A 13902-nucleotide genomic window follows, 5' to 3' on the forward strand; every position below is an offset into this window, starting at 1 on the left:
ATCGGGCCAGCGGGTAGGTTGGGTGGACGAAGAGACCGGGTAAGTTGGGTGGATGAGGAGACGACCGCCGCATCTCCTCCACCTTTCGCCTGGGGAAGTGGCCTACCTCAAGACGCTGGTGGAGGACGGACGTACCGAGCAGCGCGTCGCGCGTCGAGCGCGCATCCTGCTGGCCATGACCGCCCCGGACATCGTCGTGTCGGAGCTGGCCGACAGACTCGAACTGGAGCGCACCACCATTTGGAACTTGTGTCGTCGCTACGAAGCATACGGTGTCGATGTGGTGCTGGATGCACCCCGCTCCGGCCGTCCGCGGGAGCTTTCCCCCCCTGCAGCGAGTGGAGGTGGAGCAGTTGGCATGTTGTGAGCCGGCGGGCGTCGGTTTGGAGATGACGCACTGGTCCACCCGGAGCCTGGCCCTGGTGGCACGTCAGCGTGGCATTGCGCCCACCATCTCTCACTCCACGGTGGCGCTCATCCTGCACGACGCTGACTTGCAGCCGCACCGCACGCGTTACTGGAAGACACCCACCCTGGACGACACTTTCCGTCACAAAGCGGCCCAGGTGCTGTGGTGCTATGAGCAAGCGCAGCAGTTGGCCCAGAAGGGCGAAGTGGTGTTGTGCGTGGACGAGAAGCCCAACATCCAGGTGCTGCACGGCGACCAGCCCGTGCGGTCCATGCAGCCCGGCCTCATCGAGCACCGGGAGTTCGAGTACAAGCGGCACGGTACGGTGAACCTCCTGGCCAAGCTGGTAGTGCACTCCGGCCGCATGCGCAGCTGGGACCTGGAGAGAAACAACGGGGACTGCTTGCGAGCCGTACTGCCGCAACTCCTTGGGGACCATCGCGACGCCAGGCGCATCCACCTCATCTGGGACAACGGCTCCAGTCACACCGCCAGGCAGACGCTCGACTTCCTTCGCACCCACTACCCGCACGTCCGGGTGATTTTCACTCCAGCTCATGCCTCCTGGCTCAATCAGGCGGAGTTGCTGCTTCGCGCTTTCACCGAGCGCTACCTGCAACGAGGGGACTGGGCCAGCCGTGACGAGCTCATCAAGCACCTCGACGCCAGCTGGCCCGAGTACAACCGCCTCTACGCCCACCCCTTCACCTGGTCCTGGACTCGCGCCAAGATGCGTTCGTGGGTGGACCGGCACCTGTCCTGACTATGTTGAAAAACTTGTCGGACACTCCACTAGGTCCCCGGCACGACGGGGGCCACCGGCTCGCCGCGCGCGTCCGGCGCCGTCCGGTCGAGCACCCGCTTCAAGAAGCGACGGGAGGGCTCCTCCACGAGGCGCCACAGCCCGTAGGCCGAGCCCAGCAGGAGCGCCGCGTAGAGGCCGAGCCCCAGCACCCGCTGGGGAAGCGGCAGGGCCTCCAGGGCGCGGGCGGGGAGCAGCTCGTTGAGCACCTTCTGCACCAGGGCATGGCAGATGTAGAGCGAGTAGGAGACCTCGCCCAGCCACACCAGGGGCCGCGCACAGAAGGCGGACAGGTCTCCCGGCCGCAGCTCCGACAGCGCCCAGAGGAGCACGGCGAAGAGGACGAAGAAGAGCCGGTGGGGGACGCCCTCGGCCATCAGCGCCAGCAGGAGGCCCGCGGCCGAGAGCACCGCCACCCCGCGCGGCAGCCACGGCGCGGGGCGCAGCGTGCGCGACACGTGGAAGAGGGCCATGCCCACCGGGAAGGCCAGCATCACGCGCCACAGCTCCCGGAAGGGCGCCGTGTGGGGCACGAAGCCCCCGGACGAGAGCAGCCCCGCGCAGGCCACCAGCAGCAGGGCGTTGGCCACCCTCCCCCGGACCCGGCGCAGGCCCACCGCCAGCACGGGGAAGGAGAGGTAGGCGAACCACTCCGCGCTGACCGACCAGGCGGGGTAGTTCCAACTGAGCTTCATGAACGGGACCCACGCCTGGGTGAGCGTGAGGTGCTGCAGGAAGGTCGCGAGCCCGTACCCCTCGTCTGTCAGGCCCATGCCCATGAGCCGGGCGGCCATCACCATGGGCACCACCGCGAGCAGCCCCACCAGGTGCGCGGGGTAGATGCGCGCCAGGCGCATGAAGAGGAAGCGGAAGCACGTCCGTCGCTCGAGCGGCCTGGGCAGGTCCAGGTAGTTGTAGGCGATGACGTAGCCGCTGAGCAGGAAGAAGAGATCGACGGCGTAGTGGCCGTGGCCCACCAGACGTGCCAGGGGAGCAGGCACCGCTCCCGCCGCGCGCAGGACGTCCTGGAAGTGGTAGAGGACCACCCAGACGGCGGCGACACCGCGCAAGCTGGTGAGGGCTGGGAGATGGACGCGCTTCTGCACTCCCGCGCAAACTACCAGCACCCCATTGCTGCCCCAAACGAGTGCCACGACGCCTGGAGGCTCCCCAACCATGAAGACCCGTCTCGCCCTGCTGCTCTCCCTCTCGCTGGCCACCGCCGCCCACGCCGAAGACACGGTGGCCGAGGTCTGGACGGCCAAGTGCAAGTCCTGCCACGGGCCGGATGGCCGGGCGCAGACCCAGATGGGAAAGAAGGAGGCCATCGTCGACATGTCCCAGCCCGCCTGGCAGCAGGCCCAGACCAACGACGACATCCGCGAGGCCATCGCCGACGGCTCCCCGCGCAACAAGAAGATGAAGGCCTACAAGGAGAAGCTGACCCCCGGGCAGATCGACGCCCTTGTCGCCTACATCCGCACTTTCAAGAAGGGCTGATTCCCCATCGGGACGGGGGTGAATATCCCTGTCACGCATGTCGTCCCCAGTGACAGGAGGCATTCCCCCCATGCGCATCCTCACCCTCGCCCTCGTCTCCCTGCTTGCTCTCGCCCGCCTCACCAGCGCACCGCTCGCGGCCGCTTCCGCCTCCGAGGAGGCCCCGCGCTCTCCGCTTGCCCTCCTCGATGGGGATGGAAAAGGCGGCGGTGATGGCGGCGATGACGATGACGACAAGGACGATGACGACGAGGACTTCCGGGTCCGGGGCTGAGTAGGGGAGTGTAGGCCCGGGGGCCGGAGTGCCTGTCGCCAACTGGCTCCCTCGCTCTTCCGTTGACCTACACGGGTCCGGCTCCTAATTACCGGGGGGGCGCTCCAGGTCGCCCCCCTCGGATGGAAACTCCTTTTACCCAGAAGCTCGGTGTGGAGGCGCTTGGTGGGCCTCCCGTGGCAGGGGACCCCTTCGCCCGTGTGCTGGAGCTGCTCCGCCCGGGGCAGCGCGTCCGCACGCAAGGCCTCCAGGGAGCCGCTCGGGCCTATGCGCTCGCCCGGCTGACGCGCACCCTGAAGGCGCCCCTCGTCTGCATCGCCACGGACGAGGAGGCCGCGGATGCCCTCGCGGGAGATCTCGCCTTCTTCCTCGGCGGCAAGGGCACCCCCTTCGAGCCCCACGTCCTGCGGCTGCCCGCCGACGAGGTGCTCCCCTTCGACGAGCTTCTCCCCGGACGCGGACACCGTCGCGGACCGGCTCGGCGCCCTCTTCCACCTGAGCCAGGGCACCCGCTTCCCCGCGCTCGTGCTCTCGATGCGCGGCCTGCTGCGCCGGGTGCTCCCGCCCACGGTGATGAAGGAGCTCTCCGAGCGCATCGGCGTGGGCCAGGACTTCGATCGGGACGAGCTCGCCCGGAAGCTCGCCAACATGGGCTACCAGAGCAGCCCGCTCGTCGAGGACCTGGGCACCTTCTCCGTGCGCGGCGGCCTCATCGACGTCTTCAGCCCGCTCTACGAGAAGCCCGTCCGCATCGAGTTCTTCGGCGACACCATCGAGTCCATCCGCGCCTTCGATCCGGAGACGCAGCGCACGGTGGACTCGCTCAAGGAGATCATCCTCCTGCCGGCGCGCGAGGTCATCTTCTCCGAGCAGACGCGCGTGCGCGCCGAGGCCGCCGCCCGCGAGGTGGCGGACCGCATCAACCTGCCCACCACGAAGCTGCGCGAGCGCCTGGACGCCATCCGCGAGGGCCTGCCCGGTTTCGGCCTGGAGGGCCTGCTGCCCGGCTTCTTCGAGGGAGGCCTGGGCACCGTCTTCGACTACCTGGGACTGTGGCACCCGGAGCCGCTCTTCTACCTGGATGACCCCATGGGCCTCGAGCGCATCGCCGAGGACCTGTGGACCGAGGTGGAGCGCTCGGCCGCGGCCGCCGATGCGGAACAGGAGCTCACCTATCCCCCGGAGGAGCACTTCCTCACGCGCGAGCAGGCGGAGCAGCGGCTCGGGGCCTACCGGGTGATGGAGGGTGGGGGCCTGTCGCTCACCCAGGGCGAGGCGCCGCCGGTGCTCTTCCCCTTCGGCACGACGCAGGACGTGCGCGAGGCCATCCTGGCCCACCACGGCGAGGAGGGCGCGCTCACCCCGCTCGTCGAGCGGCTCCAGCGCTGGCGGGACACACGGATTGCGTGCGCGGTGGCCTGCGGCACGCTGAGCCAGGCGGACCGGCTCAAGCGCCTGCTGTTGGACCGCAACGTGATGGTCCGCGTCCACACCGGGCCGCTCGAGGACGCCGCGACGCTGTTCGAGCCCTCGGTCTTCGCCCACCTCTTCACGGGCGAGGTGAGCCACGGCTTCGTGGACGGCACGGGCGGCATCGCGGTGCTGTCGGACGAGGAGATATTTGGAGCGCGGGCGCGGCGGCGGGTGCGGCGCTCGAAGAGCCTGGATGCCTTCGCCTCGGGCTTCAAGGACCTGAAGGAAGGGGACATCATCGTCCACACCGACTTCGGACTGGGCCGCTACGCGGGCCTGACGAAGATGCAGGTGAACGGGGTGCCCGGGGACTTCCTCGTCCTGGAGTACGCGGGCAAGGACAAGATCTACCTCCCGGTGAGCCGCATGCGGCTCATCCAGAAGTTCACCGGTGGCGACCCCACCAAGGTGACGCTGGACAAGCTGGGGACGACGTCCTGGGAGAAGACGAAGAAGCGGGTGAAGGAGCAGCTGCTGAAGATGGCGGCGGACCTGCTCACCATCGCGGCGGCACGCCGGGCGCACCCGGGTCACGCCTTCAGCGCGCCGGACCGGTACTACGCCCAGTTCGAGGCAGACTTCGAGTTCGAGGAGACACCGGACCAGGCCAAGGCCATCGAGGACGTGCTCAACGACATGCAGAAGTCCGAGCCGATGGACCGGCTCGTCTGCGGAGACGTGGGCTACGGCAAGACGGAGGTGGCGATGCGCGCCGCTTTCAAGGCCACGTTGGACCGCAAGCAGGTGGCGGTGCTGGTGCCCACCACGGTGCTGGCGCAGCAGCACTACCTGTCCTTCAAGAAGCGCTTCAAGGACTACCCGGTGGTGGTGGACGTCATCTCCGGGATGAAGAAGCCCGCCGAGGTGCGGGAGGTCCTCAAGCGCGCGAAGGAAGGCAAGGTGGACATCCTCATCGGCACGCACAAGCTGCTGGGTGGGGACGTGGCCTTCAAGGACCTGGGGCTGCTCGTGGTGGACGAGGAGCAGCGCTTCGGGGTGAAGCACAAGGAGCAGATCAAGAAGCTGCGCGCCCTGGTGGACGTGCTCACGCTGTCGGCGACGCCGATTCCCCGCACGCTGCACATGGCCATGTCGGGTGTGCGCGAGATGAGCATCATCGCCACCCCGCCGCAGGACCGGCGCTCCATCCGCACCTTCGTGCTGAAGTTCGACGAGCAGACCATCAAGGAGGCCATCGAGCGGGAGATCGCCCGCGGCGGCCAGGTCTTCTTCGTGCACAACCGGGTGGAGTCGCTGCCCTCGATGGAGGAGATGCTCAAGCGGCTGCTGCCGAACGTCTCCGTCGGCGTGGCGCACGGGCAGATGGGGGAGGGCCAGCTCGAGAAGGCGATGCTGGAGTTCACCGAGAAGAAGCACCAGGTGCTGCTGTGCACCAGCATCATCGAGAGCGGCATCGACATCTCGAGCGCCAACACGATGATCGTCAACCGCGCGGACACGTTCGGCCTGGCGCAGCTCTACCAGTTGCGAGGGCGTGTGGGCCGCTCGAAGGAGCGCGCGTATGCGTACCTGCTGGTGCCGACGCGGCGCGTGGTGACGAAGGACGCGCAGCGGCGCCTGGAGGTGTTGCAGCGCTTCACCGAGCTGGGCGCGGGCTTCTCCATCGCGAGCCACGACCTGGAGATCCGAGGCGCCGGCAACCTGCTGGGCTCCGAGCAGTCGGGCTCCATCTCGGCGATTGGCTTCGACCTGTACGCGCAGCTTCTGGAGGAGGCGGTGTCCGAGGTGCGGGGCGAGCCGCCGAAGGTGCAGATCGAGCCGGAGATCACGCTGTCGATGCCGGCGCTCATTCCGGACGACTACGTGCCGGACGTGCACCAGCGGCTGGTGTTCTACAAGCGCTTCAGCCAGGCGAGCAATCCGGACGAGGTACAGGATCTGCGCTCGGAGCTGGTGGACCGCTTCGGCGAGGCGCCGGACGAGGTGGACAACCTCTCGGAGCAGACGCTGCTGAAGATCGACATGAGAGACCTCCGGCTGCGCGCGCTGGAGGGAGGCCCGGGCCGGCTGGTGGTGACATTGGGCGCGGACGCGCTGCTGGACGGGATGAAGGTGGCGGGCCTGGTGCAGCGCTCCAAGGGCGTCTACCGGCTCACCCCGGACATGAAGCTGGTGGTGAAGCTGGGCGCCGAGGTGCGGGGCCCGTCCCTCATCGCCGAGGCCAAGAAGGTGCTGCGCGACCTCGGCACCTGCGCGCTGCCGGAGGCCTAGTCAGGAGAGCACCCGCCGGGCGCGGTCTCGAGCAACTGGTCCAACAATCGGACCAGTTGGTCACGAGCGCGCCCGGAGGGCTCCCTCCGAGGGCTCAGCGGCCGGCCGTGGCCGCCGCCGTCACCCCGGGCGCCAGGACGATCTCGATGCGCCGGTTGAGGCTGCGGTTGTCCGGCGAGTCATTGGGCGCGATGGGCTGATACGGGCCATAGCCCGCGGCCGACAGCACCGTGGGGTCCACCCCCGCGTCCTGCAGCGACCGCACCACCGCCATCGACCGCGCCAGGCTCAGCTCCCAGTTCGAGGGGAACGGTCCCTTCGGGTCCGTGGGCACGTCGTCCGTGTGCCCCTCCACCCGGATGATCTTCCCCTGCACCCCCTTGAGCGCCTCGGCGATCTTCGCCAGCGCCTCCTGCCCCTCCTTGCCCACCCGCGCCGAGCCCGAGGCGAACAAGATCTTGTCCTTCAGGTTCACCGTCATCCGGCCCCGGAGCTCCGACAGCTCGATCTTCCCCTCGGAGATCTCCTTCTCCAGGCTCTTGGCGAGGCCCTCGTACTCGGCGCTCTTCTTCTCCAGTGCCTCCTTGGCCTCGGTGAGCTTGCGCTTGGAGCGGGCCAGCTCCTCGTTGAGGGCGGCGAGCTCGGCGTTCGTCTGCTCCAGGGCCCGGCGCTCGGCGGCTCCCGCCGTCAGCCGCGCCTCGGAGGTGTTGAGCCGCGTGGCCAGCGCCTCCTTCTCCCGCTCCAGCCCCGCCACCTTCTCCTCCAGCCCCTTCACCTGCTCCTCCAACTGACGCACCTTGCCGTCCGCCGCCGCCCGGGCCCCCTTCTCCTCCTGGAGCTGCTCATCCAGTGTCTGGGCCCGCTGCATCGCCGCGTCGTACTTGCCCTGCGGCACGCACCCCGCCGCCAGCGCCAGGGCGCACAGCGGTGCCAACAACCTCTTCCCCATGTCCGGTTCTCCTGGGATTTAGTTTGAGCATCAACAATACCCCGGAAAGGGCCGCTGGCGAGCGGGAAGCACCCGCTCCCGCTGCGCCTCACGAGGAGGAGGCGCTCGGCTGCCCGCCACTCGACGCGCTCCTCCGGCTTCGCTCTGCTGCCCCGCCATGAGCCACCCGCGCCGCCTCCACCGCCGCTCCTTCCTCCAAGCGAGCACGGCCCTCGCGCTGCCCTTCCTGCTGGGCCGCTGTGCCCTCCCCGAGGATGCCAACGGGCTGCTGCCGGACCCGGAGGGCGTCCTCGACCTGCCCGAGGGCTTCCGCTACCACGTCCTCGAGCGCCGGGGAGACCGGATGAGCGACGGCTACCGCGTGCCGGGACAGCCCGACGGCATGGGCTGCTTCGCCGGGCCCGAGGGCAGCAACACGCTGGTGCTGATGCGCAACCACGAGCTGGAGACGGGCCAGGAGAACCTGGGCCCGTACTTCACGGGGCAGCCCGTGCCCGCCCAGGCGTACCGGCCCCAGGACGGCAACCCGGGCGGCGTGACACGCGTGGTGGTGGACGCCAGCGCCTTCACCCGCGTCTCCAGCAACCTCGTGCTCACGGGCTCCGCGCGCAACTGCGCCGGGGGCGCCTCACCGTGGGGCTGGCTCACCTGCGAGGAGACCGTCAAGAACGGCCACGGCTACGTCTTCCTGTGTGACCCGGCGGCCAGCGAGGTGCGGGACGCGGTGCCCCTCCCCGCGCTCGGCAAGATGAACCACGAGGCGGCCGTGGTGGACCCGACCTCCTTCATCACCTACCTCACCGAGGACCGGGGAGACGGCTGCTTCTACCGCTTCGTGCCCGACAGCCCTGGCGAGCGGCTCGGGCCGGAGTCCCGCGGCCGGTTGCAGGCGTTGCGCATCGAGGCCGAACCCTCGCGGGACATGAACGCGCGCGTCCAGCCGGGTGACACCTTCCAGGTGGACTGGGTGGACCTGCCCCGCCCGGGTGCCCAGGACGACTCGCTCCGCGCGCAGGGCGCCGAGCGCGGGGCCGCCGTCTTCCGCCGGGGCGAGGGCATCTTCTTCCACGAGGGCTCCATCTACTTCTGCGCCACCACCGGCGGCCCCGAGTCCGGCGGGCAGCTCTGGCGCTACACGCCCTCGGGGCTCCAGGGTGGGACGCTGCACCTGCTGGCCCAGGCGAAGGACCGGAGCCTGCTCGACATGCCGGACAACCTCTGCGTGGCCCCGTGGGGCGACCTGGTGATGGCCGAGGACGGAGACGACCTGCGCAGGCCCGACGAGCACCTGCGCATCCTCACCCCCTCCGGGCAGGTGAAGAACCTCGCGCGCAACGCGCTCTCCCAGGGCGAGCTCGCCGGCGTGTGCTTTTCTCCGGATGGGCGCGCCCTCTTCGTCAACATGCAGGGCGACGGCCTCACCGTGGTCATCACCGGCCCCTTCCAGCGCTACACCGGCACGGGGATGTAGGAGCCCCGCGTCACTTCTGCTCGTTGCGAGGCGCTCCCGCCGTCCGGCCCGCGTCGAGCACGGCCCGGGACAGGTCGTCCATCAGCCGCAGCAGCTCCTGCCGCACCTCGTCGGTGGACGTGCGCAACTGGGAGGTGAGGATGTGCAGCGCGTCGCCAGGGGCGGAGGCCTCGTGCAGCATGCGGGCGGCCGTGCGCGAGGCCGTGAGCGGCCCTTCCAGGTCCTCCGCCACCAACCGGCGCAGCCGCTCCAGCACGCTGTTGGTGGGGCTGACGGTGGGCGCCGGAGGGAGGGCGGAGGGCTCCGCGCCCACCGACACCGCGCACACCCGGTTACGGCCCTGGCGCTTGGCGCTGTAGAGCGCCTGGTCGGTGAGCTCGATCGAGCTCGGACATGGAGGTGGCGTGCGCGGGGTAGCAGCCCACTCCGGCGCTGATGGTCAGCGCGCGGCTGCCGCCCCGGGCCCCGTGCACCGTGGCCCCATCCACCGCGGCCCGGAAACGCTCGGCGGCGATCAGCCCGTGCTCCAGGTCCGTCTCGGGGAGGATCATCGCGAACTCCTCGCCACCGTGCCGGGCCACCACGTCCGTCGAGCGCGCCGTCTGGCGCAGCCTCAACGACACCTCGCGCAGCGCCTGGTCTCCGGCGGTGTGGCCGAGGTTGTCGTTGACCTGCTTGAAGTGATCCAGGTCCAGCAGCACCAGCGTCATCGGGTGCTTGTAGCGCTGGGCCCGGCGGAACTCGACGCCGAGCGCCTCGTGGAAATAGGCGCGGTTGTACAGCCCGGTGAGCGGATCCGTCACCGCCACCAGCATGGCCCGGTCTCGCGAGGTGCGAAGCTGACGCTGGCGGCGCTGGCGGCGCAGGGCGCTGCCCAGACGGGCGGCCAGCTCGGCCATGGGCGTCTGCAGGGTGAGGTAGTCGTCGGCGCCCGCGTCGAACGCCATCACGCGCCGCGAGGTGGACTCCGACTCGTCCACCACCAGCAGGGCGGGCGCCTCCTCGTCGAAGCCGAAGCGCTTGAGCAGGGGCTGATCTCCCTCGAGCGCCACGGCGTAGCTGACGACGAGCAGGTCCGCGTCGGAGGTCAGCATGCGCTGCGAGGGCGCGCGCTGGGTGAGCTGGAACTCGCCGCCCTGGGGCGAGCCGCGCACGGCCCGCGCGAGCCGCTCGCTCACCACGGGCATGTGGTGGATGATCTCCACGCGGGCCTGCGGGGGCGTGGGGGCTTCCGGCTCGCGCATGACGCGGGCCATGGCCTCGTGCTGCGCCTGCAACTGGGCGCGCATCTTCCCCAGCGAGATGAACGAGCGCACCCGGGCCAGCATCTCTGCATCCGGCGCGGTCTTCGTGAAGAAGTCGTCGGCGCCCGCCACCAGGCCGTTCACCCGGTCATCCGTGGAGTCCAGCGAGGTGAGCAGGAGGATGGGCGTGTTGTTGGTCCGCGAGTGGCTGCGCAGGCGGCGCGTCAGCTCGTGGCCGTTCATCTCCGGCATCATCACGTCGAGGATGAGCAGGTCGAACGGCTGGGGGCCCTCGGTCGCGAGCCCCAGGGCTTCGCGAGGCGAGCTGGACATCACCACGTCCAGGCCACTCTCCATCAACCGGGAGCCGATGGCTTCGAGAGCAATGGGGCTGTCATCCACCAGGAGGACGCGGCCGGTGGTTCCGAGGGTATTGAGCGCTGCCATGGTGTCCGATCTGTCTGCTGGCCTTCAGGCTATCAGGTGGAAGGGAGGATGGGACACCCTCCCCTGCCTCCCGGGAAGCCGTCCTCACCAGGTGATGACGTAGGTGCAGCGGTCGCCCCGCCACTTGCGGCACGGCTTCGTCTCGTCGTGCACCACGCGCGCGTTGGACTCGTAGCGGTGGGCCAGGGCCGTGAGCACGCCATGGTCGAACGCGCACGGGTACGGCGTCTCGCACAGGCTGATGATCTTCCGCTGCCCGGGCACCGGCTCGTAGCCGTAGTGGCCAATCCCCTCCTCCATCCGCCCGGTCTCCAGGTCGAACATCGTCCGGCCGTTCTTCCGGTGGTTCAGGTGGTACGCCACATCCAGGGCCTTGAAGCCCGAGTAGATGTCGCGGACCCCCTCCGGGAATCTCGCGTTGCGGGGGATGGCCATGCCGATCTGCATCAGCAGCCCGTCCCCCAACTGCTTGCCGATCTGCTGGAAGCACAGCAGCCAGGACTTCTGCGAGTACCACCCCTCCAGGTCCAGGTTCGCCAGCCCGTTGGGAGTGGGCGTGCCAATGCCCTCGTCCAGCAGGTAGGCGCTGGCGAGCACCGCGAAGTTGTTGAAGCCCTCCACGACGGCCTTCACCGCCTGTCCCTTGACCTCGATGCCGTCTTCGAAAGGGACGAATTGCATGTCGCGGCCCCTCCCCATGGCCCGTCGCGACCCTCGCGGACTGGTGTCCGGCCCTACCTCCGAGGACTGTAACACCCAGGCCGGGAAAGCAGACAAGGCCGGAGAGCCCCCCCAACCCATGACCCGGTGCGCCTTGACGCTCAGTAGGGGTTTTCCGGTACCTCCGCACCGCAGAAGTGCGCGATGGCCCGCGTGAGGTACGCCTCGCACCGCACCAGGTCTTCCATCGGGACGTACTCCCCCGTCTGGTGCGCCACCCGGATGTCCCCCGGTCCGAACACCACCGCCTGCGCGCCCAGCTCCGTGAGCTGCGGGGCCTCCGTGCCGAAGGGCACCGTGATGGGCGCGTTGCCGGACAGCTCCGCCAACACCCGCACCACCTCCGCGTCCGCCCGCGTGTCCACCGCCGGCTCCGCCCGCAGCAACTGGATGCGCGCCTCGTAACCGGGCTCGTCCCGCACCAGCTCGTGCCGGATGGACTCGAGCAACTCCAACACCCGCTCCTTCGGCTGCCGGGGAATGGGGCGCCACTCCACCGTGAAACGGCAGGCCCCGGAGATGACGTTGGGCGCCTTGCCTCCGCTGATGAGGCCCACGTTCACCGTGGTGAAGGGCGGCTCGAAGGACTCGTCCCGCTCCTCGCGCAACCGCGTGCGCGCCAGCGTCTCCAGCTTCTGCAGGAAGCGCCCCGCCCGGAAGATGGCCGACGCCCCCTCGTCCGGGTACGCGCTGTGCCCCTCCCGCCCCCGCACCTCCACCTCCGCCAAGCAGTACCCCTTGTGCGCCCGCACCGGCACCAGCGAGGTCGGCTCTCCCACGATGGCGTAGCGCGCCCGCCCCTTGCCCAGCGCCACCAGTTGCTTGGCCCCCTCGCAGCCCAGCTCCTCGTCCGCCGTCAGCAGCACCATCAACGGTGCCTTCAGCCGCCCCGTGAAGTGCGTGGCCGCGTACAGCGCGCAGGAGATGAAGCCCTTCGTGTCGCACGCCCCCCGGCCGTACAGCCTCCCGTCCCGCTCCGTCAGCCGCAGCGCGTCCGTCCACGCCGCGTCGTACGGCACGCAGTCGGTGTGCCCCACCAGCGCCAGCCCCGCCCGCTCCTCGCCCCCGCCCCCCTTCACCGCGACGAGGTTCACCTTCTCCACCCCCGCCCCGTCCCGGTACGTCACCCGCTCCACCTGGAAGCCCGCCGCCTCCAGCCGCGCTCCCGCCCACTGCACCAACGGTGCGTTGGGACGCGAGGACGTCGTGTCCAGGGCGACCAGCTCGCTCAGCGTCGCGCGCAGCTCGGGCAGGGTGTCACTCACGGTGGGGCCTCCGGGGCTCGGGATTCCGCGCTCCGCGCGGGTCGTGCCCTCCGAATGTAGACCCTCCCCCTGGCCCTCTCCCAGGGGAGAGGGGATTGTCTCGCGGTTCAACCCGGGAAGCGGGGCCCCCTCGCCCCGTCCCTACGCCCGCACCTCGGCGCCGTCGATCACCCACGGGCGCTGGCGCACCGCGTCCTTCACCCAGGTGATGTGCCGCTCCTCGTCCCGCCGGTGCTTCTCGATGAGCGTGCGCACCTCGGGACTCCACTCGAAGTTCAACGCCAGCTCATAGGCCCGGTTGGTGAACTCCTCGTTGCCGAGCATCGCCACCAGGGCCGCCTCCGTCCCCATCATGCTCGTCATCGCCGTCAGGCCCTTCATCGCCGCGCCCTTCAGGTCCGGCCGCAGCTCCACCGGCTCGCCCCCGAACTGGCGGATGAACGCGTTGAGGTCCTGCACATGGCGCACGTGGTCCACCCGGAAGTCGTTCAGCCGCTCGCGCACCAGCGGCTCCTTCACCCGCGCAATGGCCGCGTCGTAGGCCCCCACCGCGTCCACGTCCATCTGCGCCAGGCTGCGCAGCTTCTCCACCTCGGACTTGCGTCCCATGTCGTCCCCTCCCCCCTCACCTCTGAGTCCCTGGCAATGTGCTCGGACCGGCCCGCACGGCCAACCCCACCGCCCCAGCGCCCGCCCGGACAGCAGGCAGGGTGGCGTCACCCCTCCGGTCCCGTCCCCCCCTCCATGCGCACCTTTGCCCCATACCTCTTCCACCTACGGAGGCACCGGACATGAAGAACGAAGATACCGTCACCACCAATGTCGAGATGCAGACGCGGCGCATTCCCTCCATCAGCTTCCTCGGTGTCGCCATCGGGTGCATGGCCGCCAGCGCGCTCCTGATGATCAGCGGCCGCAAGACCTGGGCGAACTTCGTCGGCCAGTGGGCACCCACCATCCTCATCCTCGGGACCTACAACAAGATCGCCAAGACGTTCTCCGCGCCCATCGACGAGGGGCAGCGCGTCCAGCACGGCGGCCACCCCTCCATGCTGAAGTCGCCCGAGGAGCTCACCCGCCAGATGTCGCCGCAGCCGGTGAGCTGAACCGGTGGCC

General features: G+C 69.6%; 13 protein-coding genes and 1 pseudogene. 7 read left to right on the plus strand and 7 right to left on the minus strand.

The annotated features are described in order from the left end of the window. Positions 1-97: 97 nt before the first annotated feature. Together ACN28I_RS22600 and ACN28I_RS22605 are read left to right on the plus strand one after the other, a co-directional pair. Positions 98-367, plus strand: coding sequence for a helix-turn-helix domain-containing protein (locus ACN28I_RS22600; RefSeq protein WP_420940706.1), 270 nt, complete (start codon positions 98-100; stop codon positions 365-367). A 22-nt stretch (positions 368-389) separates the two neighbouring features. Continuing rightward, entirely contained in the window at positions 390-1172 is a 783-nt protein-coding gene (locus ACN28I_RS22605; protein ID WP_420940705.1) for an IS630 family transposase, read from the plus strand. Between the two features lie 29 nt (positions 1173-1201). Here ACN28I_RS22605 and ACN28I_RS22610 read toward each other — a convergent pair whose 3' ends face one another. Continuing rightward, a complete protein-coding gene (locus tag ACN28I_RS22610) occupies positions 1202-2317 on the minus strand; it encodes an acyltransferase family protein (protein ID WP_420944028.1) in 1116 nt (371 codons plus the stop codon). Positions 2318-2387: 70 nt separating this feature from the next. Here ACN28I_RS22610 and ACN28I_RS22615 point away from each other — a divergent pair, with 70 nt between their 5' ends. From ACN28I_RS22615 to mfd, 3 genes and pseudogenes are all read left to right on the plus strand, one after another. Continuing rightward, positions 2388-2711, plus strand: coding sequence for a c-type cytochrome (locus ACN28I_RS22615; RefSeq protein WP_420944029.1), 324 nt, complete (start codon positions 2388-2390; stop codon positions 2709-2711). A gap of 70 nt (positions 2712-2781) precedes the next feature. Beyond that, the gene (locus tag ACN28I_RS22620; protein ID WP_420944030.1) at positions 2782-2985 is read left to right on the plus strand and encodes a hypothetical protein; all 204 of its coding nucleotides are present in this window, start codon (positions 2782-2784) and stop codon (positions 2983-2985) included. Between the two features lie 122 nt (positions 2986-3107). Next, a pseudogene (gene mfd / locus ACN28I_RS22625) lies at positions 3108-6690 on the plus strand (transcription-repair coupling factor). 94 nt (positions 6691-6784) lie between these two features. On the opposite strand, the gene ACN28I_RS22630 reads toward mfd, so the two are convergent. After that, positions 6785-7639, minus strand: a complete 855-nt coding sequence (locus tag ACN28I_RS22630) for an OmpA family protein (RefSeq protein ID WP_420944031.1) — start codon at positions 7637-7639, stop codon at positions 6785-6787. 157 nt (positions 7640-7796) lie between these two features. Between ACN28I_RS22630 and ACN28I_RS22635 the strand changes: the two genes are divergently transcribed. Next, positions 7797-9110, plus strand: coding sequence for an alkaline phosphatase PhoX (locus ACN28I_RS22635; RefSeq protein ID WP_420944032.1), 1314 nt, complete (start codon positions 7797-7799; stop codon positions 9108-9110). Between the two features lie 10 nt (positions 9111-9120). On the opposite strand, the gene ACN28I_RS22640 is transcribed toward ACN28I_RS22635, so the two are convergent. From ACN28I_RS22640 to ACN28I_RS22660, 5 genes are all read right to left on the minus strand, one after another. After that, the gene (locus ACN28I_RS22640) at positions 9121-9429 is read right to left on the minus strand and encodes a hypothetical protein (protein WP_420944033.1); all 309 of its coding nucleotides are present in this window, start codon (positions 9427-9429) and stop codon (positions 9121-9123) included. 13 nt (positions 9430-9442) lie between these two features. Further along, a complete protein-coding gene (locus tag ACN28I_RS22645) occupies positions 9443-10801 on the minus strand; it encodes a diguanylate cyclase (protein ID WP_420944034.1) in 1359 nt (452 codons plus the stop codon). 84 nt (positions 10802-10885) lie between these two features. After that, the gene (locus ACN28I_RS22650; protein WP_420944035.1) at positions 10886-11482 is read right to left on the minus strand and encodes a hypothetical protein; all 597 of its coding nucleotides are present in this window, start codon (positions 11480-11482) and stop codon (positions 10886-10888) included. A 140-nt stretch (positions 11483-11622) separates the two neighbouring features. Further along, positions 11623-12786: an acetylornithine deacetylase gene (gene argE / locus ACN28I_RS22655; protein ID WP_420944036.1), complete on the minus strand. Its 1164-nt coding sequence runs from the start codon at positions 12784-12786 to the stop codon at positions 11623-11625. 141 nt (positions 12787-12927) lie between these two features. Further along, a complete protein-coding gene (locus ACN28I_RS22660; protein WP_420944037.1) occupies positions 12928-13395 on the minus strand; it encodes a ferritin-like domain-containing protein in 468 nt (155 codons plus the stop codon). A 182-nt stretch (positions 13396-13577) separates the two neighbouring features. On the opposite strand from ACN28I_RS22660, the gene ACN28I_RS22665 reads away from it, so the two are divergent. Further along, positions 13578-13892, plus strand: coding sequence for a hypothetical protein (locus ACN28I_RS22665; RefSeq protein WP_420944038.1), 315 nt, complete (start codon positions 13578-13580; stop codon positions 13890-13892). The last annotated feature ends 10 nt before the right edge of the window (positions 13893-13902 follow it).

It is taken from the genome of Archangium gephyra, from assembly GCF_049060025.1.
GTDB lineage: Bacteria > Myxococcota > Myxococcia > Myxococcales > Myxococcaceae > Archangium > Archangium gephyra_A.

What these genes read in the sequence shown, in the direction of transcription:
- ACN28I_RS22605 (WP_420940705.1), top strand. Translation starts at nt 390, where the DNA reads ATGACGCACTGGTCCACCCGGAGCCTGGCCCTGGTGGCACGTCAGCGT.
- ACN28I_RS22615 (WP_420944029.1), top strand. Translation starts at nt 2,388, where the DNA reads ATGAAGACCCGTCTCGCCCTGCTGCTCTCCCTCTCGCTGGCCACCGCC.
- ACN28I_RS22620 (WP_420944030.1), top strand. Translation starts at nt 2,782, where the DNA reads ATGCGCATCCTCACCCTCGCCCTCGTCTCCCTGCTTGCTCTCGCCCGC.
- ACN28I_RS22630 (WP_420944031.1), bottom strand. Translation starts at nt 7,639, where the DNA reads ATGGGGAAGAGGTTGTTGGCACCGCTGTGCGCCCTGGCGCTGGCGGCG.
- ACN28I_RS22635 (WP_420944032.1), top strand. Translation starts at nt 7,797, where the DNA reads ATGAGCCACCCGCGCCGCCTCCACCGCCGCTCCTTCCTCCAAGCGAGC.
- ACN28I_RS22645 (WP_420944034.1), bottom strand. Translation starts at nt 10,801, where the DNA reads ATGGCAGCGCTCAATACCCTCGGAACCACCGGCCGCGTCCTCCTGGTG.
- ACN28I_RS22650 (WP_420944035.1), bottom strand. Translation starts at nt 11,482, where the DNA reads ATGCAATTCGTCCCTTTCGAAGACGGCATCGAGGTCAAGGGACAGGCG.
- ACN28I_RS22660 (WP_420944037.1), bottom strand. Translation starts at nt 13,395, where the DNA reads ATGGGACGCAAGTCCGAGGTGGAGAAGCTGCGCAGCCTGGCGCAGATG.
- ACN28I_RS22665 (WP_420944038.1), top strand. Translation starts at nt 13,578, where the DNA reads ATGAAGAACGAAGATACCGTCACCACCAATGTCGAGATGCAGACGCGG.